This window comes from Streptomyces sp. NPDC050617 (assembly GCF_040654795.1).
GTDB lineage: Bacteria > Actinomycetota > Actinomycetes > Streptomycetales > Streptomycetaceae > Streptomyces.
Genome location: NZ_JBFAIS010000015.1, coordinates 119,451 through 137,769 on the forward strand (window position 1 = coordinate 119,451; position 18,319 = coordinate 137,769).

The 18,319-nt window shown below is 70.4% G+C and carries 17 protein-coding genes; 6 read left to right on the forward strand and 11 right to left on the reverse strand.

Going from position 1 to position 18,319, the window contains the following annotated elements:
* Window positions 1–20: 20 nt before the first annotated feature.
* The 3 genes from AB0I49_RS21050 to AB0I49_RS21060 all read right to left on the reverse strand — a co-directional run bounded on the left by AB0I49_RS21050 (window position 21) and on the right by AB0I49_RS21060 (window position 2,525).
* Window positions 21–1,070, reverse strand: a complete 1,050-nt coding sequence (locus AB0I49_RS21050) for a bile acid:sodium symporter family protein (RefSeq protein WP_363228533.1) — start codon at window positions 1,068–1,070, stop codon at window positions 21–23.
* The gene (locus AB0I49_RS21055) at window positions 1,061–1,564 is read right to left on the reverse strand and encodes a hypothetical protein (protein ID WP_363228534.1); all 504 of its coding nucleotides are present in this window, start codon (window positions 1,562–1,564) and stop codon (window positions 1,061–1,063) included. Before AB0I49_RS21055 ends, AB0I49_RS21050 begins: the two co-directional genes overlap by 10 nt.
* Before the next feature lie 94 nt (window positions 1,565–1,658).
* Window positions 1,659–2,525: an isocitrate lyase/PEP mutase family protein gene (locus tag AB0I49_RS21060; protein ID WP_363228535.1), complete on the reverse strand. Its 867-nt coding sequence runs from the start codon at window positions 2,523–2,525 to the stop codon at window positions 1,659–1,661.
* Window positions 2,526–3,022: 497 nt separating this feature from the next.
* Here AB0I49_RS21060 and AB0I49_RS21065 point away from each other — a divergent pair, with 497 nt between their 5' ends.
* Window positions 3,023–3,559 (forward strand): GNAT family N-acetyltransferase, encoded by a 537-nt coding sequence (locus AB0I49_RS21065; RefSeq protein WP_363228536.1) that lies wholly within the window; start codon window positions 3,023–3,025, stop codon window positions 3,557–3,559.
* A 129-nt stretch (window positions 3,560–3,688) separates the two neighbouring features.
* Here the strand turns inward: AB0I49_RS21065 and AB0I49_RS21070 are convergent, their stop codons facing one another.
* Window positions 3,689–5,308 (reverse strand): carboxylesterase family protein, encoded by a 1,620-nt coding sequence (locus AB0I49_RS21070; protein ID WP_363228537.1) that lies wholly within the window; start codon window positions 5,306–5,308, stop codon window positions 3,689–3,691.
* Window positions 5,309–5,462: 154 nt separating this feature from the next.
* On the opposite strand from AB0I49_RS21070, the gene AB0I49_RS21075 reads away from it, so the two are divergent.
* Entirely contained in the window at window positions 5,463–5,975 is a 513-nt protein-coding gene (locus AB0I49_RS21075) for a DinB family protein (RefSeq protein ID WP_363228538.1), read from the forward strand.
* Between the two features lie 312 nt (window positions 5,976–6,287).
* Complete coding sequence (locus AB0I49_RS21080) at window positions 6,288–7,589, forward strand: MFS transporter (RefSeq protein WP_363228539.1); 1,302 nt, start codon at window positions 6,288–6,290, stop codon at window positions 7,587–7,589.
* A 16-nt stretch (window positions 7,590–7,605) separates the two neighbouring features.
* On the opposite strand, the gene AB0I49_RS21085 is transcribed toward AB0I49_RS21080, so the two are convergent.
* Both AB0I49_RS21085 and AB0I49_RS21090 read right to left on the reverse strand, forming a co-directional pair.
* Complete coding sequence (locus AB0I49_RS21085; protein WP_363228540.1) at window positions 7,606–8,622, reverse strand: protein kinase family protein; 1,017 nt, start codon at window positions 8,620–8,622, stop codon at window positions 7,606–7,608.
* A 237-nt stretch (window positions 8,623–8,859) separates the two neighbouring features.
* Window positions 8,860–9,255 (reverse strand): cupin domain-containing protein, encoded by a 396-nt coding sequence (locus AB0I49_RS21090; RefSeq protein ID WP_363228541.1) that lies wholly within the window; start codon window positions 9,253–9,255, stop codon window positions 8,860–8,862.
* Window positions 9,256–9,306: 51 nt separating this feature from the next.
* Here AB0I49_RS21090 and AB0I49_RS21095 point away from each other — a divergent pair, with 51 nt between their 5' ends.
* Window positions 9,307–10,329 carry a helix-turn-helix domain-containing protein gene (locus tag AB0I49_RS21095; RefSeq protein WP_363228542.1) on the forward strand — a complete coding sequence of 341 codons (1,023 nt, stop codon included), beginning with the start codon at window positions 9,307–9,309 and terminating at the stop codon, window positions 10,327–10,329.
* 83 nt (window positions 10,330–10,412) lie between these two features.
* Here the strand turns inward: AB0I49_RS21095 and AB0I49_RS21100 are convergent, their stop codons facing one another.
* On the reverse strand, window positions 10,413–11,834 hold the full coding sequence (locus AB0I49_RS21100; RefSeq protein ID WP_363228543.1) for an endonuclease/exonuclease/phosphatase family protein: 1,422 nt from the start codon (window positions 11,832–11,834) through the stop codon (window positions 10,413–10,415).
* A gap of 245 nt (window positions 11,835–12,079) precedes the next feature.
* Here AB0I49_RS21100 and AB0I49_RS21105 point away from each other — a divergent pair, with 245 nt between their 5' ends.
* Together AB0I49_RS21105 and AB0I49_RS21110 are read left to right on the forward strand one after the other, a co-directional pair.
* Window positions 12,080–12,850 (forward strand): alpha/beta hydrolase, encoded by a 771-nt coding sequence (locus AB0I49_RS21105; RefSeq protein WP_363228544.1) that lies wholly within the window; start codon window positions 12,080–12,082, stop codon window positions 12,848–12,850.
* Window positions 12,851–12,939: 89 nt separating this feature from the next.
* Window positions 12,940–14,256 carry an alpha/beta hydrolase gene (locus AB0I49_RS21110; RefSeq protein WP_363228545.1) on the forward strand — a complete coding sequence of 439 codons (1,317 nt, stop codon included), beginning with the start codon at window positions 12,940–12,942 and terminating at the stop codon, window positions 14,254–14,256.
* A gap of 137 nt (window positions 14,257–14,393) precedes the next feature.
* Here AB0I49_RS21110 and AB0I49_RS21115 read toward each other — a convergent pair whose 3' ends face one another.
* The 4 genes from AB0I49_RS21115 to AB0I49_RS21130 all read right to left on the reverse strand — a co-directional run bounded on the left by AB0I49_RS21115 (window position 14,394) and on the right by AB0I49_RS21130 (window position 18,309).
* Window positions 14,394–15,293, reverse strand: coding sequence for an aminoglycoside phosphotransferase family protein (locus AB0I49_RS21115; RefSeq protein WP_363228546.1), 900 nt, complete (start codon window positions 15,291–15,293; stop codon window positions 14,394–14,396).
* Between the two features lie 155 nt (window positions 15,294–15,448).
* Window positions 15,449–16,123, reverse strand: a complete 675-nt coding sequence (locus AB0I49_RS21120; protein ID WP_363228547.1) for an HAD family phosphatase — start codon at window positions 16,121–16,123, stop codon at window positions 15,449–15,451.
* Between the two features lie 46 nt (window positions 16,124–16,169).
* Complete coding sequence (locus tag AB0I49_RS21125) at window positions 16,170–17,465, reverse strand: MFS transporter (protein ID WP_363228548.1); 1,296 nt, start codon at window positions 17,463–17,465, stop codon at window positions 16,170–16,172.
* A 49-nt stretch (window positions 17,466–17,514) separates the two neighbouring features.
* Window positions 17,515–18,309, reverse strand: a complete 795-nt coding sequence (locus AB0I49_RS21130; RefSeq protein WP_363228549.1) for a PIG-L family deacetylase — start codon at window positions 18,307–18,309, stop codon at window positions 17,515–17,517.
* Between the last annotated feature and the right edge of the window lie 10 nt (window positions 18,310–18,319).

Sequence of the window (18,319 nt, forward strand, 5' to 3'; positions counted from 1 at the left end):
CCGCCCCTCTTGCTTGTCCCTCAGGCTCTGACGGCCGGGGCCTCCGCGGCGGCGGAGGCGGCCGCCGGCTGCTGAACGTCCGCCACGGGCCGTTCGCTCCAGCGGCGGGCGATGACGGCGCAGACCATCAGCTGAAGCGTGTGGTACAGCATCAAGGGGAGCACGGCCAGGCCCACGTCCTGCCCGGCGAACAGCACGCTGGCGATGGGCAGACCGCTGGCCAGGCTCTTCGTCGAGGAGCAGAAGACGATGGTGACCCGGTCCTCGTGGCCCGCGCCCAGCCTCTTCGCCGCCCATGTGCTCATCGCCAGCACAAGGGCCAGGAGCAGCGCGCACAGCGCCAGGAGCACACCGAGCCGTACCGGAGAGAGCCGCCCCCAGATACCGGCGTCGACCCCTTTCCCGAACGCGGAATAGACCACCAGCAGAATGGACCCCCGGTCGCACACCATCGTGATGCGGCGGTGCCGGGTGATCCAGCCCGAGATCCAGGGCCGTACCGCCTGTCCCAGTCCGAACGGCACCAGAAGCTGCACCACGATGCTCAGCATTTGATCCGCCGAGAAACGCATGCCCCCCTCAGATTCCCCCTGGAGCAGAAGCGCGGCGAGCAGCGGCGTCAGGAATACGCCGAGCAGGCTGGAGAACGACGAGGAGCAGACCGTCGCGGCCACATTTCCCCGTGCCAAAGACGTGAAAGCGACGGCCGACTGGACGGTGGACGGAAGTACGCACAGGAAGAGCAGGCCTGTAGCGAGTTCCGCGCCGAGCACGTAGGGCGGCAGGGTGGTGAACGCCAGGCCGAGGACGGGGAAGACGACGAAGGTGAAAGAGAGAATGGAGAGATGCAGCCGCCAGTGCCGCAGCCCCGAGAACGCGGCCTGCGGGGAGAGCCGGGCGCCGTAGACGAAGAACAGCAGCCCGATCGCCACGCTGGTCGCCGCCCCGAGGGCGTCCTCGGACGCGCCGCGGGCGGGCAGCAAGGTCGCGAGGCCGATGGTGGAGAGCAGCGCCACGATGTACCAGTCGACGCGGCGCAGCCAGCGGTGCCGGAGCAGGGTCACGGGCATGCCGGGCCTCCTTCCCGGGGCGAGGACGTGCGGGGCATGCACTGGTTCGCGGGCCGGGGGGCGGGGCCGCCGGCTCCGGGCTTCTGATGGTCGGCGGGCGACGAGCCGTGGTCGGCGTCCCCTTCGGGATCATCGCCGCCGTGCGCCGCGGACCCCCGGCCCTCCTCTTCCCTCTCCTCACCGCGTTCCACGGGCGCGGCCTGAACATGGCCCTCCGAGCACGACAAATGCTGGTCGATGGCGCCCCCGCCGCCGTCGTGGTCGCTGCCGGCCGTTCCCTTGCTGAACGGACCGAGCACATTCAGCGTCCTGTCGATCTCCAGCCACGAATCGGCATTCGAATTGTCGATCGTGATCAGCGAGGAGCCGTGATGCGTCTCCATGCCGCCATCGGGCGCGTCGGCCCACGCGGTTCCGTCCGCGAACTGCGCCGCGCACAGCAGGCCGACGCCGATTGCCAAGGTATTCCGTGCCTTGTGCACGGTGAATCCCATCATGCTGTTACCGCTTCTCATACATAGCCATCGGATCTGACGTCGGCAAGGGCACCCACGCATGGCGCGCGGGTGCCCCGAAAAGTGATCCGCCTCAGACGGAGGCGAGTTGGGTTTCCTGGGGGTGGTGCCGGCTGATGTTCTTCTCCAGGAGCTCGGTGGACGCGCGTACGCCCACCGACGTGGAGGGTGAGAACTCGGGGAGCCGGCCGTCGGCCTTCTTCAACTCGCCGAGCGCGGTGTCGATGGCGGTGTGGGCGGCGAACAGGCAGGGCGTGCTGTAAATGGCCACCTGGCATTCCAGGGCCGTGAGTTCGGAGAGCGAGAGCCGCGGCGACTTGCCGCCCGCGATCTGGTTGAAGAGCAGCGGCTTGTCGTTGATGACCTTGCGGATCCGGCGGATCCACTCGACGTCCCGCACCCCGTCGACCAGCACCACGTCGGCGTCGGTCTCCGCGAGCGCCTGGGCGCGGCGCAGGATGTCCTCCTCCTCGGTGGCGTCGGTACGCGCCACGACCACGAGGTCCCGACGGCTCCGGAGGACGAGGTCCAGCTTCTGGAGGTACTCCTCCAGGGGCAGCACCCGCTTGCCGTCGGCGTGGCCGCACCGGCGCGGGCGCTGCTGGTCCTCGAGAATGACGCCCGACGCGCCGGTCCGCTCCAGCCGCTGCACGACGTGGCACGCGACCTCCGGGTCGACGTAGCCGTCGTCGATGTCGACCAGCAGATGGTGGGTCGGGAAGGCCAGCCGGAGCCGTTCGACGAACGCGACCATGTCCGGCCACGCGATGAACCCGATGTCCGGCAGCCCGTAGTGCGAGGCCGCGAAGCCGAACCCGGACACGAAGAACCCGTCGTAGTGCCGGGCGGCGACCGAGGCCGAGTACATGTCGTAGATGCCGACGAGCGGGGTCGTATCGGGCGTGTGGATCTGTTCGCGCAGCGCGTTTCCGTAGCGCATGTCTCTCTCCTTACATGCGGCCGTGACTGGCCGAGGGCGGGGTGGGATTGCGCACAGCATCGACTCGGCGATGGCGGTCTGTACGCGGGTCGATGGAGGGGTGCCGAAGGGCCGGACCGGCCCACGGCTGACGAGGGCGGCACGCGGCGACGGCGTGCACACGCTGGGGAGTTGGTGTCCTCTTTGCGGGTACGAGCATACATATACCGACATTGCCAGCTCTTTACCCGCCGACACGCTGCCCCTCGCCCCAAGCCGTGACGCGCCGCCCGGCGGCGCCCGGCGCCGCGCTTCGCGGGGGAGGGGCGGCCCAACTGGCTTGACGCGGGCAGAGATCCGCCCTTCCGCAGCGGGGCTCAGACGCTCTCGCGCCCCGATGCACGGGCAGGTGACGACAGCGAACGGCGACGGTCGCGATCGGCGACGCACGGCCCGCGCCAACTCCATTGGCAGTCGGCTCAGTTCACTCGAAGGTGGGGCCGGGCTATGGTGCGCCGATGCCCGCTACTACGCCATGGCCCGCCGCCGCTCCCCTGGCCACACCGCGCCTCTCCCTGGAACCACTCCGCGTCGAACACGCGCGTGAAGCGGTCACGCTCTTCGACGATGTCCGACTCCACGCCTGGACAGGCGGCGCGCCCGACTCACCCGCCCAGCTCGAAGCGCGGTACGGCCGCCAGTGCGAAGGCCGGTCGCCGGACGGCACACAGGGATGGCTGAACTGGATGCTGCGCCGCACCTCCGACAGGCGACTGGTCGGCACGGTGCAGGCCACGCTGCGCCGCCGCCCGGGGTCCGGAATCCTTGAGGCGTCGCTCGCATGGGTGATCGGCGTCGACTACCAGGGCGACGGCTACGGACGCGAGGGAGCACTCGCCATGGCGGGCTGGCTGCGCGCACAAGGAGTGGCCGAACTGGTCGCGTACATCCACCCGGGACACGACGCCTCCATGGGCATCGCACGGGCGCTCGGTCTCAACCCGTTCGACGTCGTGGTGGACGGCGAGGTCCTTTGGAGTGACGCGGGGGAGTAGCGCGGTACGGACCGGCCGACGCCCCTGCGCGTTCCCGAGGTGGCCGGGCCGCGGGCAGGCCTCTCGGTCGCCTGCCCGCGGCCCGGGCCGTACCCCCGGATGTGGGCGTGTCCCGTCAGCGACGCCGGATCACTTGGGAACGGTCGACCAGAACGCGCAGTGATGTTCGGCCCTGGCGTCAACGGGGGTGATCTTTCCCGTTCCTGGGGCGAGCGAGAGGGACGTACCTTGGCCTTCCCCGTGCCACGGCCGCCAGACGGGCGCTCCGGCGCCGTTCGGGTCGCCGGTGCGGGCGAAGCGGGTCCAGTAGCCGATCATGGCCTTCTTCAGTGCGCGCTGGGCGGGGTTCAGTTCGGCCGGCTGACCTCCGGCGTGGTCGAAGAGGTAGTTGAGGTCGGAGGCGTGGGAGGCGCCCGGCGGCACCGCGGGTGAGGCCGGTTCGTAGGACGGCGCCTTGGGATCGGCGAACTCGAAGGCATAGGTGCGCGCGTGCGCCGCCAGTGCGGCGGTGGCCCTCAGCTGGGTGCAGATGAACACCCGGTCCCCGTCCATGGCCGACCAGGCCAGGGCCGGCGAGGGGTAGTCCTGCGCGGGATAGCGGCCCAGGACGTCGCCCGCGCGGCGGCCGAAGGCCGTACGGGCGAGCTCCCGGTACCGCTCGTCGGTGATCGGGTCGCCCAGCAGATCGGCGACGCCGGCGATGGCCCTGGCCTCGTCGTGGGTGTGCCCGGACACCGTCGGCACGCGCAGGTACCTGCCGGCGCGCAGCGCGTCGCCGGGATCTTCCGGGAGTACGGGCGTGCCGACAGCGGCCGCGTTGAAGCCGGCCCCGGACCCGTAGACCTTCTCGGCGGGCAGGGCGCGCAGGCACTCCGTCACCTTGTCCGGCCTGCCGGTGCAGCCGAGCTTGGCCGCCGCGTCGCTGCTGGCCCGTTCGACCTGCTCGACCGGCTGCCAGAACGATCCGGCCGGAGCGCCGAGTCCGAGCCCGCCCGCCGGCCAGTCGAGCATGCACGACCCGCTCTGCATGATCGCCTTGTCGATCAGCCCTTTGGAGGCGGGCGAGGTCAGCAGCCCGCACGTCCCCACCCCGCCGCCGGACTCGCCGAACACCGTGACATTGCGCGGGTCGCCGCCGAAAGCGGCGGCGTTCGCACGCACCCAGCGCAGCGCGGCCTGCTCGTCGAGAAGACCGAAGTCGCCCGCGCCGGCCATGCCGGGCAGCCCGAAGTTGCCGAAGACGCCGATCCGGAAATCGACGCCGACCACGACGACGTCGCCCTCGCGGGCGAGGCTCGTCGGGTCGTAGTCGTTCGCGCTGCCCGTGTTGAACCCGCCGCCGTGCAGCCACACCATGACCGGCTTCGCGGCTCCGCCCCCGGTCGGGACGGTGACATTGAGATGGAGGCAGTCCTCCGAGGTCTTGGCCGCGGGCTTGCCCGCACCGTCGAGCTGTGGGCACGCGGCGCCCGTACGCGTGGCGTCGCGCGTCCCCACCCACGACCGCGCGGCGACGGGCGGAGCCCACCGAAGCCTCCCGGTCGGCGGCGCGGCATAGGGAACCCCGCGGAACACGGCGGCCCCACCACCCACGACCCCTTTCAACCGCCCCTGCTCCACTTCGACGGTTCCGCCCGCGATCGAACCAGGACTGCCCTTGCGGGCGTGCGGCGCACTGCCGGGACCGGAACAGGAACCGACGAGCCCGAGAACGGCCATGACGGCTACGACGGCTACGAACAAGGACATGCGGCTGGATGTTCTTGAAGCCTTCACGACCCTCATTCTCAGCAGACGTATGTCGTGGCGCATCGCTCCGTCGGATGATGTCCCGCGTCAGGAGTTGCATGGGGCCTCGCACGGAGCAGGTTTGGACACCGCCTTGGTCAAATAGGCTCAGAGGATGGTCAAACATGTGCCGTTCACCGGCGGTGAGAAGGAGAGCTTGCATGCCGCTCTGGATCGTCACCGCGACGCTGTGCTATGGAAGCTCGAAAACCTTGACGACGACCAACTACGCCGTCCGGTAACCCCGTCGACTATTAGTCTGCTGGGGCTGGTCAAACATCTCGCAGGCACCGAACTCGGCTGGTTCTGCCTGACCTTCGGCCGCGACGACGAGCCCCTACCGTTCCAGGTCGAAGGCGACGGGGCGTCCGACTGGCACATCGCGGACGATGAGAAGACCGAGGACATCCTCGACTTCTACGCCCGTGCCCGAGCCGCTGCGGACGAGGCCATCGAGAGCCTCGACATCGACGCCGTCGGGACTGCGTACGCGTTCTTCGGCGGCGCTGCCGTCTCGCTGCGCTGGGTGCTCATCCACATGCTCGAAGAAGTCGCCCGGCACGCGGGACACGCGGACATCCTCCGCGAGTCGATCGACGGGTTCACCGGGGACCACAACCCGCGCTGAGCCGTCGGCAGGGCGTGGACGACGTCGCTGGCGCGGTCGGCCGTACTCCCTCCACGCCCCTCCACAACGGCCTTCCCCGCCGCGCTCCGGAAGGCTAATGTCCAGACGCAGCGAGTGACCCGTGAGGAGCTGAGGCATGCCCGGTCGTATGAGCGCGCGTTGACGTCGTAGGCCGTGATCGGCCCGTCATCGCGTGCTGCTCCAGACATCGCGGCTGTTGCGGCACAGCGAGCCTTTCCCGCCTGAACCGTCGGTGCGTCTTCGTGCGCCCGGGCGGTGGCGGGCTCGTGTTCAGCAACCTCAGGGGTTCCCGTGCCATCCGCCTCGTCGGCCTCCTCTCCCGTGTCCGATTCCGATCGCCTTGTTCCCTCGAACCTGTGGCGGAACCTCGACTTCCGCAGACTCTGGGTGGGACAGACCTCCTCCCAGCTCGGCGAACACACGTGTCTGGTGGTGCTGCCGCTCTTCGCCGTCCTGACGCTCGACGCCGGCGCCGGCCAATTGGGCGTCCTTCGTGCGGTGGGACAGGCGCCGGCCTTGTTGCTCTCGCTCTTCGTCGGTGCGTGGGTGGACGGGTGGTCGGCGCGGAGAGTGATGGTGCTGGCGGACGCCGGACGGGCGCTGGCGCTGGGGGCCGCCGCCGTGGCGGGTCTCCTCGGGCGGCTCGGGCTGACCGCGCTGTTCGTGGTCGCCTTCGCTGTCGGGACGCTGTCCGTGTTCTTCGACGTGGCGTATCAGGCATCTCTCGTACGACTGGTGGCGCGGGACCAATGGGTACGGGGCAACAGCGCCCTCGAAGGCAGCAGGTCAGCGGCGCAGACCGGCGGCCCCGCCCTCGGCGGCGCGTTGGTGTCGCTGCTGTCGGCCCCGGTCGCCGCCGCCTCCAGCGCGCTGTTCTTCGCGATGTCGTTCCTGTCGATCCGACGGATTGGCCGCCGCGAAACGATCCCGGCGAGCCACTCAGGACGCCTCAGCCAGGTGTGGCGGCGCATCCACGAAGGTCTGCGATGCGTCGCCGGCGACACCTCGCTGCGGACCGTATGCCTGGCTTCGGCGGCCTTTCAGTTCTCCCTCGCAGCCATGATGACCGTCTATCTGCTCTTTCTGCCGCGAGAACTGCACCTCTCAGGAACCGCCGTCGGATTGGCGCTCGCGTCGATGGGGCCGGGAGCGCTCCTGGGCTCGATGCTGGCGGCCCGTCTGCCGAGCCGATTCGGTTACGGTGTGGTGCTCATATCCGCGGCCGCGTCGGGCGATGGGGCGTTTCTCTGCGTGCCCGTACTGCACGACTCCTCCGCGGTGACGGTTTCCGTGCTCCTGGCGGTCAATTTCGTATTCGGCGCGGGCAGCCAATTGGTGTCGGTCACGGTCATGGCCGTCCGGCAGTCCGTAACCCCGGACGCGATGCAAGGCCGCGCCGCCGCGACGATCACATTCGCCGGCATGGGCCTGGCCCCGCTCGGCTCCCTGCTCGGCGGTTTCCTCGCGCAGGAATGGGGGCTGCGCACCAGCCTGCTGGCGACGGCCGCGGGGATGCTGCTGTCCCCGGCGCTCATGGCCGCCTCCCCGCTCGTACGTTTGGGGAGGTCGTTGCCCGCCCCGCGTTCCGCGTAGCCCTGCGGTGCCTGGCCTATCGCACCGAAAGGCCGCTCGCCCCGGCCCTTTCCACCTCGGCCGCCGGGTACGGAGTCCGCTTGCTCGTGGTGAGGAGGCGGCGGTGGAATCGGTCCAGCACCAGGGAACTCCGGGCATGTCGGTCGATGATCGCGGCGATCTCGGGTGAAAGGTCGACGGCGGCCCTTTCCCCCGCGAGCCAATTCCGCAGAAACGCGCTGTGCTCGGCGCCGCCGCGTACGCCGTCCGGCAGATGGTGGCGCAGCAGATGGGCGGCGATGTAGCGGGCGTCATACATGCGATGCCGGGAAAGGAATTCGGCCTCTTCCGGGGAGAGCTCGAACCCGGAGCTGAGGGCGAGACCGAAGTCCGCGAAATGGATCGACCGGCCATCGGTCAGGACGTTGCGGAAGTGGGCATCGAAGTGGACGAGGCCGCGGGAACTCATAAAGGCGGCGCCGCGCAGGAGAGCCTCCTCGGCCCATGCGTACGCCGGTCCGTCCGCGTCTTCCGGAGCGCCCGCTCTCCGTTCGCCCAGCCACGCGTCGAGCGTCCGCGGTATGTGTTCCAGAAAGATCACAAGGCTGGAGGAGGACCGGCCGATGGCCTGCAACCGCCTCCGCACGGCCGACGAGCCCTCCCAGTGCGCGACCGCTCCCTCGATACCGCCGAATTCATCGGCGAACCCTTGGGGAGGGGAGTCCGGGAGGATCCGCCAGTGGTACATCAGGGGAAAGCCCTCGTATTGGTTCCCGAGAACCCAATTGGTGGTCATCGTGTGCACGGCCAGCTCGCGCCAGGCCCCGAAACCCGCTGAGCCCACCCCGTACTGATAGAACATCGGCAGCCCGAAGAGGTTCGCCGTCGACCGTACGTTCTCCGGCCGCAGCTCGATGTCCGTCAAAGGGACGCGCTTGACGAAGACTCCGGCCCCATCGACCTTGATCTCCGCCGACCGCCCCCCTATCCCGGACCCGAGGGGAGTCGCGGCGGCCACTGCGTCGCCGAGCCGACGGTCGCTCAGCAGCGACAAGCGCGTGGAAATGGCCCCGTACCGGGCCAGGCGTGCGAAGTTCGGCGGATGGGGATACGGAGGGGGGTGCGGTTGCGGATGCTGTTGGAGATGCGGATCCGGCTGGCCCATCTACGAAATCCCACCATTTCTCGCTTCCTGAGCCATCAACCTCAGGAATCGCCCGACGACTGTCCGCGACAGTACAGGGCACGCGCAGGACCGTACCGAATGGGGCCAGGGCGCCCCGTCCCCGGCTCACATGCTGAGGGCGTGTCCGGTCGTCACATCCACATGGTCCGGGACCTCATCGTGGCGATCGCCGACCGTCGGCGTCCCGGTGGGCTCGAACAGGAGGATCGCCGCGCCGGAGGGGGAATGCGGCTTGTGTTCCGTGCCGCGGGGGACGGTGAATACCGCGCCTTTCGGGAGTACGACCGTGCGTTCCCCGGCGGATTCGCGCAGGGAGATGCGGAGCTCTCCGTCGAGTACGAGGAAGAACTCGTCAGTGTCGTCGTGGACATGCCAGACGTGTTCGCCCTCGACCTTTGCGATGCGGACGTCATAGTCGTTCACCCGCTCGACGATGCGAGGGCTCCACAGAGCGTCGAAGGAGGCCAGAGCCTTGCTGAGGTGCAGGGGTTCGTTGTTCATGCGCCCATCCTGAGTCGTGTGGCGAAGGGGCACGAGTGCTAGGAATCGCACATGACGAAAGAATCCTCGCATGCGCCGTACGCATCACCCTCGCAGGAAGCGTCATGCTCGGCGGACGGTCCGCACCGCGTCGTCGTGATCGTCGACGAGAACTCGAACCCCTTCGAACTCAGCTGTGCCATCGAGATCTTCGGCCTGCGGCGACCGGAGCTCGGCCGCGAGCTCTACGACTTCAGGCTCTGTTCCCCCGAGCCCCACACCCCGATGCGGGACGGATTCTTCACGCTCACGGGCGTCGCCGACCTGGAAGCGGCCGACACGGCGGACACCTTGATCGTCCCCAACCGCCCCGACATCGAGGTGCCCCGCCGCCCGGCCGTACTCGACGCCGTCCGACGGGCGTACGCGCGCGGCGCGCGGCTGATCGGTTTCTGCAGCGGCGCCTTCACGCTGGCCGAGGCCGGCGTACTCGACGGCCGCCGGGCCACGGCGCACTGGCAGTGGGCGGACGACTTCCGGGCCCGCTTCCCGTCCGTCCATCTCGCACCGGACGTACTGTTCGTGGACGACGGCTCCATCCTCACCGCCGCGGGCAGCGCGGCCGCCCTCGATCTCGGGCTGCATGTGGTCCGCCGCGACTACGGCGCGGAGATCGCCAACTCCGTGAGCCGACGGCTGGTCTTCGCGGCGCACAGGGACGGCGGGCAGCGGCAGTTCGTGGAACGGCCCATGCCCGACCTGCCCGACGAGTCCCTGGCGCCTGTCCTGGCCTGGGCCCAGGAACGCCTTCAAGTACCGCTCACCGTCGCCGACCTCGCGTCGCATGCGGCGGTGAGCCCGGCGACCCTGCACCGCCGCTTCCAGGCGCAGCTGGGTACGACGCCGCTGGCCTGGCTCACAGCGGAACGGCTCGCCCTCGCGTGCAGGTTGATCGAGCGGGGCGAGGCCCGCTTCGAGCTGGTCGCGCGGCGCAGCGGGCTCGGCACCGCCGCCAATCTGCGCGCCTTGCTGCGCCGCGAGACGGGCATCACGCCGTCGGCGTACAAGCGCCGATTCGGGCCGGAGGCGAATTGAGGGGATGGAATTCAGAGGGTGGGTGAGGGGCCCGCTGTGGCGTCGCTGCTGCGACGCCACAGCGGCCCCAAGGCCCCAAATCCTCAGCCGAAGGAGATGGTGGCGTCGAGCATCTTATGGTCGGACAGGCCCGTCTCCGTCACGCCGCAGCGGTACGTAGCCTGCTGCGGCCCGAAGATGTAGTCGAGCTTCAGCCTGCCGTTGGTGATCGTGCCGTCGCGCCTGCCGCCCGCCGCCGACTGGTCGCACTCCTGGAAACGGTCGTAGAACGGCACCGTCACGTCCGCCGGCCCGTCACCGTCCTCGGCATCCGGCGGTGAGGTGTTGAAGTCGCCTCCGAAGACGGCGCGGTAGCCCGGCTTGTCGACGGCCTTCAGCATCGTCTGCACCTGCGCCCTGCGGTAACTGCCGTCCGGGTCATCCCACTTGGCGCCGCCCGTGCTGAAGTGCGCGGCGCAGAAGTCGACGGCGAGCGACGGGGCCGTGGCGCAGAGGGCGGTGCGCTGCTCCTTGCCCGGGGGAGAGGGGAGGGGGTAGGCGGCGTACCAGGTGTTCTCGTCCGGTACGGCCAGGGCGACACCGTACGAGCCCCGGTCCGCGCCGGTGCTGTCGGCGTGGCACTGCTTCTGCGCGGCGACCGCGCCGCCCGTCCCGTCGACGAGGAGCTGGATCGGCGCGAACCGTACGGCCCAGCCGCGCCCGGTGACCTCGTTCAGCCGCTGCTCGACCGGCTGGGCGTGCTTCTCGCAGAACTCCTCCAGCAGCACCGCGTCCGCGGACGTCTTCTTGGCGCGCTGGGCGACGGCGTCGGCCAGCGGCGCGGCCGTCGAGCGGTAGAAGCGGCAGGCGGCGTCGCCGTTGTTGTTGGCGCAGACGTTCCACTCCATGACGTGCACGCTGTTCGCGGGGGTCGGATGGGCCGGGGCGTCCGTACCGGAGCTGACGCCGCCGTCCTTCTGGAGCCGGAAGTGCTCCCAGGATCCGGCCGTCGCGGAGCGGGCGCGCAGCAGCCCCGCGTCGCCGCCCGTACCGTCGATCTCGGCGGATACGTACTTCCCGGTGGCCTGGGACCGCAGTGTGTAGGTCCCGTCGGCGGCGCGGTTCAGGACGAAGCGCTCCCAGGACCCGAGGTGCGTGCCACGGGCGCGCAGCATTCCGCTGTGGTTTCCCTGGTCCTTGATTTCGGTGGACACGTAGTCGCCGTTGGCCTCGGAGCGCAGCGATACGGTCTTGCCGCCGTCATCGCTGTGCAGGGTGAACCGCTCCCACGAGCCGGCGCTGTCGGAACGGGCGCGCAGCTTGCCGTAGTCGTTGCCGCTGTCGTGGATTTCGGCGGATATGTATTTGCCGTTCGCCACGGACTGGAGCGTCCATCTCTGCCCTGTCGAGGAGGGCGGCGGCCCGGCGGCGGCCTGGGCCTGCCCACCGGGCAGACCCACGACCAGGCCGGCTATGCCGAGCAGCGCGCAGCATAGGGCGATGAATGGGGAGAGGAAACGGCGCATTCAAGACTCCGCATCGAGAAGACGACAAGGGAACATCGATGGAAATGGGACCGGACCATTATGGACGGGATCCCGGCGACCAGATGGAGTGCCCCGGCAGGGGGCCTACCGCCCGCGAGCTGCCGTGCATCCGGCAGTGCTCTACTGGTTTGCGCCGGACGGCTCGCCGGGGTCGCAGCCTCGCAGCCATCGACCGTGGCGCCGGCGGCGTACCGGCCTCCCGCCAGAGCGCCTAGCATGCGCATATGCGTGAGTTCTGCACGGTTGATCGGCGGCGGCTTTCGTTTCTGGACTTCGGTGGTGCGGGCATCCCGCTGCTGGCGTTTCACGGGCATTACAACGAGGCGTCGACGTTCGCTCCGCTGGCCGAGGCGCTGGCGCCGCGATGGCGGGTGATCGCTCTGGACCAGCGTGGCCATGGTGAGTCCGACCGCGCCCAGAGCTATCAACGGACCGACTACGTCGCTGACATCGCGGCATTCCACCGGCACCTGGGAATCGGTCCGGCGGCGGTGGTCGGCCATTCCCTGGGCGGCGTGAACGCCTATCAATACGCCGCCCGGCACGCGGAGCAGGTCACCGCTCTGATCGTCGAGGACATCGGTGCCGTGGTGAACGCCGACTGGTCTTTGGTGACGCGACTGCCGCGAAACGCACCGTCGCGCCAGGCATTGGTCTCGGGACTCGGTGCGACGGCGCCCTATCTCGAGTGTTCGTTCCGTCAGTTCGAGGACGGCTGGGGGTACTCGTTCGACATCGACCACACCGTGCTGTCCCACAAAGCCCTCACCGGCGAATACTGGAGCGACTGGGAATCGGTGGACTGCCCGACCCTGCTGATCAGGGGAACGGAGAGCGAGGTACTGACGCACGACCACGCCCGGGAAATGATCGCCCGCCGGGCCGGCCGGGCCCAGCTGGCCGAACTTCCCGCCGGACATGTCGTGCACCGCGACGCTCCGGAGCAGTTCGCCGCCGCTGTGCGTTCTTTTCTGTCCCAACTCCCCGCGGAGTAAAGCGCGCTGGTGGGGTGGCATCAGGACCACCCCGATTCCGGGGGGTTCTCGGATGTCGGGGCGACCGGCGTGTCCGTAGCGTCCGGAGCATGAGAGATGAGACGTACAAGCCCCCCGAGTCCTCCCGGAACAGCCGTACTTGGCGGAAGGGGCGAGGTATCGCCGCTGCCGGGGCCCTGCTGCTGGCCGCGGTCGCCGCCGCGCCGGCCGTCGCGGCGCCCGCCGCCTCCGTGCCGGTACCCGCCGGGCCGGCCCGCGCAGCGCAGCACGCCGATGCCTCCCGCGGAACGCTGATCTCCGTCACGCCCGTCGCCGCCCGCGATGCCGCAGAGGTCAGGCGGTTCCTCGTCGAGCATGGGACGGCCCCCGACTCGGTACGATACGGAGTACGGGCGTACCGACTGACGTACCGGACCGTCGATTCCCACGGCCGGCCCACCACGGCCACCGGCCTGTTCACGCTTCCCGCCGACGGCGGCCACCGCCTCGGCCACCGCCTCGACGTGGTCGCCGACACCCACGGCACGATGGTCAACCGCTCCTACGCGCCCTCCGTGGAGGACGGCCCCGGCCGCATCTCCTCCTACCTGAACGCGAGCGCCGGACGGGCGGTCGCCGCGCCCGACTACCTGGGCCTCGGCGAAGGACCCGGCCGCCACCCGTACATGGACACCCGCTCCGCGGTGACGGCCTCGGTCGACATGCTGCGGGCGGCCCGTACGGCGGCGGACCGCCTCGGCCGCACCCTCACCGGTGACGTCTACGCGACGGGCTTCTCCCAGGGCGGCCAGGCCGCGATGGCGCTCGGGCGGGCCCTGCAAGGGGGAGCCGACCGGCACTTCCGGCTGAAGGCGCTGGCGCCGATCAGCGGCCCGTACGACCTGGAGGGACAGGAGATCCCGGCGCTGTTCGACGGCCGGGTCAACGACACCAGCGGCGTCCTCTACACCTCGTACTGGCTCGTCGCCCAGAACCGCCTGCATCCGCTGTACAAGGCCCCGGCCGAAGCGTTCCGCGCGCCGTACGCGAGCCGCGTCGAGGAACTGTACGACGGCGAGCACAGCGAGGAGGAGATCCTCAAGGCGCTGCCCGCCACGGTGGAGAAGATGCTGACCCCCGCCTTCCGCGCGAAGATGCAGCACCCCACCGGGGGCCTGCTGGAGGCGATGCGCGCCGCCGACCACACCTGCGACTGGGGGCCGGCCGTACCGGTACGCCTGTACGCGGCCTCGGGCGACACGGACGTACCGATGGGCAACGCGACCAGCTGCGCCGCGCAACTGGCCGACCACGGGACGCGGGCGCCGGTGATGGACCAGGGGAACGTCGATCACGTCGGGTCGTTCAAGGCGGCGGCGCCGAAGGTAGTGCGGTTCTTCGACGCCGTAGCCGCACGCGGCCGGTGACACGGCCCGCGGCGCGGCATGCTGGCGCCGGCGGCGGCCTCAGCCGATCAGGCGCCGCCGCCCTCTGCCGACACCGCCCACCGAGGGCGGCCCGGCAGCCGAACGCGCCCCTGCGTCACCGTCCGTCTCATTCACTTTCAGCTATGAGCCAGAGCCACGAGGAACCGTGACTCGGCGTCGTTCCGCCCTGCACAGAGCCTGGAGGCCGCGTCGAGGACGGCGACAGCGCGGCACCAGGCCAGTACGCGAGCGGCGGACTGGCCGGGAACCAGTGCAGTCAGCTCCTCGACGTTCCGCTCCAGCTCGGCGAACTCCCGCACCCCCGCCATCACCCAGTCCACGGCATCGAAGTCGGGGTCGCCCAGAGCGGGTCGGGGGTCGATCGCGACGATGCGCCGGCCGGGCCCGGACAGCACGTTGGCCGGATGAAGATCACCATGTACGAGTCCTACCGTGCCGCTGCCGGCGAGATCCAGGGCAGCCGTACGAGCGCGGTCGAGCACCGCCGGGGCGAACGCCCCGCTCAGGCCTGCGCTCGACAACCGGCGGTCGGTGAGCTCGAAGAGGAAGTCCACTCGGTGCGCCAGGGGCCGCAGTACGGACCCTCGCCCGAGAGCAGGGACGGGCACGCGCAGTGCCCGCAGCAGCCCCGCGACCTCCGGCAGTCCCCAGGGGATCTGCCGCATTGGTACCCCTGGCCGCACGTCCTCCAGCAGCAGGGCTCCCACGGCCAGATCCGCCGCCAGCAGGCCGACCACTGACGGCGTGGCGGCCCAGGCACGCAACGCCTCCGCTTCCGCGGCGGCGATCTCAAGGTCGGGAGTGAGCTTCAGCCATGCAGTCCCACCACCCTGCCGTGTGCAGCGGAACACCCGCGAAGTGCCGCCTCCACCCGCCCCGAGGACGGCCAGGTTCCAGCGAGCCGCTAATTGATCAACGAGCTCCGGCAACCGGTCACACCAGGCCGCAACGCCTGACCCGAAACGCACGACAAGGCGGCTACGCGCTTGTGGCGTTATCAGGGCTGATTCCTCCACGGCACCCCACTCGTTCGTAGTTGCGGGTCGCAGACGGCATCAGGACAGCCGTGCTATGCCGGAAACAGCGGAGCGCCGAGTCCGACGTCGTTGGCAACAGCGTGCGTACTGCCCCCTCGGAAGCCGCCGGAGGGCGCGCTTTCTGCTCGTCTTCGTCAGCCCACGGGCCGCGGCTCGCCCGGTCCGGGCTTCGGTGTCGACAGGATCGGCCACGTGACCTGGGTCAGATCAGCCATGATCACGTCTGCTCCGGCCAGTGCCGCGGGGGACTGCGTGGTGGTGAGGCCGACGCAGAAGATGCCGGCGCTCTTGGCCGCGCGGATGCCGGCGGGGGCGTCCTCGAAGACGACGGCTCGGGCCGGTTCCGCGTCGAGTGCGGCGCAGCCCGCGAGGTAGCCCTGTGGGTCGGGCTTGCCTCGGGTCACGTCGTCGGAGGTGATGAGCACGTCGAAGGCGTCCAGTACGCCCAGGTTGCCGAGTTCGGCGTGGGCGTAGTCGCGGGGGCCCGAGGTCACCAGGCCCAGTGGGACGTGCTGCTGTCTCAGCCGTGCCAGCAGTTCCAGGGCTCCGGCTACGGGTTCGGCGACGGGCAGGTCGGGGTGCGACGAGTACGAGACCACCTCCTCGTACAGCTCGTCCAGCGTGTGCCCGTGGAAGGAGTGGAGGTGGTCGGCGAGCGCCTCCTTTCCCGGGCGTCCGGCGAAGGCGCGCAGCGTGGCGTCGTCGTGGGGCACCTTGTGGCGCCGGAAGAGGCGGGACCACGCCGCGCGGCTGCGCGGCTCCGAGTTGACCAGGGTTCCGTCCAGGTCGAACAGAGCGACTGTATGCATGATTCAATTCCTGTTCCGTGCAACTCCGGTGAAACGTCACGGTAGTTCAGTGCTCATCGGTGGGTTGCCCGCGGTCCGGCCCGGCGCCGAGCAGCGGGGCGAGGCATACCGCCGTCACCGCCAGCGCCGGCACCACCAGCAGGGCCGCGCGCAAGGAGACGGCGGATGCCAACGAGCCGATCAGCGGCGGTCCCGCGAGGAAGGCGAGATAGCCGGTCGAGGTGACGGTGGCCACGGCCGTGCCAGGCGTGCTACGAGAGCTGTATGGGTCATCCGCTCGATTCGTACCGGAGGGGTAGCGCCCGGCTCCGCTGACCACCAGCGGAAAGGAGGCCGCGATTCCCAGCCCCACGACCCCATACGCCGCCACCGCCACCACGGGGTCCCCGGCCGCGAGAGCGGTCAGCGCCGCGCATCCGCTCAGCACGGCTCCGTAACGCACCGTCCTGGCCGGTCCCAGGCGCCCGGCCGCCCGGTCCCCGCCGAGCCGTCCCGCCATCATGGCCAGTGCGAAGACTGCGTAGCCCGTCCCGGCCACCCCCGGCCCGGCGTGCAGCGAGCCCGCCAGGTACACACTGCCCCAGTCGGTCATCGCCCCCTCGATCATCAGCACGGACAGGCCCAACGCGCTGAGCAGCAGGAGGCGGAGGGGCAACCGCCCCGCGCGCGGACGACGGCGGTACGGGCCGACCCGACGGGGCTGATCGTTCCGGCGGTGTGGACTGTTCCGATGGGACGGGTGGTTCCGGTGGGGCGGGAGCTCTTGACGGGGCACCGGGCGCAGTGCGCCGCCTACGAAGCAGGCAGTCGCGGCAGTCACCACGGCGGTGCCCGCGAACTGGGCCAGAGGGGTCAGCCCCAGCGCCGCGCAGGCCGTGCCGAGCAGCGCGCCCGCCAGTGCGCCCGCGCTGTACAGACCATGGAAGGAGGACATCCGGGAACGGCCGGAGCCGCGCTCGACCTCCACCGCGTGCGTGTTCATCGCCACGTCGAGCGAGCCCACCGCCGCCCCGAGCACCGTCAGACTCGCGACGAGCCCGGCCAGGTTCCGGGCGAGTCCGGGCAGCACGATGGAGGCGGCGTACCAGACGACGGTGATACGGACGACCGTGTGGCTGCCGAACCGGTTGACCAGGACGCCCGCCGCCGCCATGGCCGGCAGCGAACCCAGCGCCACGCCCAGCAGCGCCAGACCCAGTTCGGCCTCGGTCAGGCCGAGGTCCGCCTTGATCTGCGGGATGCGCGGAGCCCAGCCGGCCAGCACCAGGCCGTTGATGAAGAAGACGGCGTAGAGCGCCGTCGCGCCCCGGCGCCGCGCGGTCTCCTTCTGCGTACTGCCCATGGACGTCGGTCTCCTCCCGCCCGCCGCAGCCCCCGCGACGGCGTCCGGTTCAACGTGCCGCCGCCCCCCGCCCGCGCCCGGGGGCGTCGCGGCCCCTCGGAACAGATGCAGATGTAGATGTGGACGCGGATGCGAGACGGTACGGGACCGTGATGCCGGGCGGCGTCAGGTCCGCCGCGGTGGTGGCCGGGTGGGCGGGGGCACAGCTGAACGCCTCCGCATAGCGCACGTCGGCCTGCCGTCCGCGCCGCGCCGCCTGCTGCCGCGCCAGATCGACGAAATCGCTGCCCTTGCGGGCACGTCTGGCCGCGTTCTGGCTCAGATGTTCCGTGAGCATGGCTTCCTTGACATCCATGGTCGTGGTGATGTCGACCCACAGATCCGGGGCGCCGTGCGTGGCGGCCAGGGTGTCCAGGTAGAAGAGGGGCGGCACCGCGGTGGTGGCGGGGTGCCCGGTGGCGAGCGCGGATTCGCGGGCCAGCAGCCGTGCGGCCGCCGCCAGTCGGCTCGCCGCCTGGTCGTCGGGATGGTGGGCGAAGACGATGTCCGGCCGGGCGCGGCGCAGGACGTCCACGGTACGGGTCCGGGTCTCGCGGGTGTCGTAGAGGAAGCCGTCCGGCAGCCCCAGCCAGACGAGCTCCGCGCCCAGGACGTCCGCGGCACGCCTCGCCTCCGCCTCGCGCAGGGCCGCCGTCCCGGCGGGGGTCGGGGCGCCGGAGCCCAGCGCGCCGTCGGTGAAGATCGCGACCGTGACCCGCGCGCCCTGGCCCGCGTAATGGGCGAGAGTGCCGGCGCACAGCAGCTCGATGTCGTCCGGGTGGGCCCCCAAGGCAAGAACACGCACTGGTTCCCCC

Coding starts and splice junctions, on each gene's coding strand:
- AB0I49_RS21090 (WP_363228541.1), bottom strand. CDS start 9,255: ATGAACAACGAACCCCTGCACCTCAGCAAGGCTCTGGCCTCCTTCGAC.
- AB0I49_RS21125 (WP_363228548.1), bottom strand. CDS start 17,465: ATGGGCAGTACGCAGAAGGAGACCGCGCGGCGCCGGGGCGCGACGGCG.
- AB0I49_RS21105 (WP_363228544.1), top strand. CDS start 12,080: ATGCGTGAGTTCTGCACGGTTGATCGGCGGCGGCTTTCGTTTCTGGAC.
- AB0I49_RS21060 (WP_363228535.1), bottom strand. CDS start 2,525: ATGCGCTACGGAAACGCGCTGCGCGAACAGATCCACACGCCCGATACG.
- AB0I49_RS21065 (WP_363228536.1), top strand. CDS start 3,023: ATGCCCGCTACTACGCCATGGCCCGCCGCCGCTCCCCTGGCCACACCG.
- AB0I49_RS21075 (WP_363228538.1), top strand. CDS start 5,463: ATGGTCAAACATGTGCCGTTCACCGGCGGTGAGAAGGAGAGCTTGCAT.
- AB0I49_RS21070 (WP_363228537.1), bottom strand. CDS start 5,308: ATGTCCTTGTTCGTAGCCGTCGTAGCCGTCATGGCCGTTCTCGGGCTC.
- AB0I49_RS21095 (WP_363228542.1), top strand. CDS start 9,307: ATGACGAAAGAATCCTCGCATGCGCCGTACGCATCACCCTCGCAGGAA.
- AB0I49_RS21110 (WP_363228545.1), top strand. CDS start 12,940: ATGAGAGATGAGACGTACAAGCCCCCCGAGTCCTCCCGGAACAGCCGT.
- AB0I49_RS21120 (WP_363228547.1), bottom strand. CDS start 16,123: ATGCATACAGTCGCTCTGTTCGACCTGGACGGAACCCTGGTCAACTCG.
- AB0I49_RS21100 (WP_363228543.1), bottom strand. CDS start 11,834: ATGCGCCGTTTCCTCTCCCCATTCATCGCCCTATGCTGCGCGCTGCTC.
- AB0I49_RS21050 (WP_363228533.1), bottom strand. CDS start 1,070: ATGCCCGTGACCCTGCTCCGGCACCGCTGGCTGCGCCGCGTCGACTGG.
- AB0I49_RS21055 (WP_363228534.1), bottom strand. CDS start 1,564: ATGGGATTCACCGTGCACAAGGCACGGAATACCTTGGCAATCGGCGTC.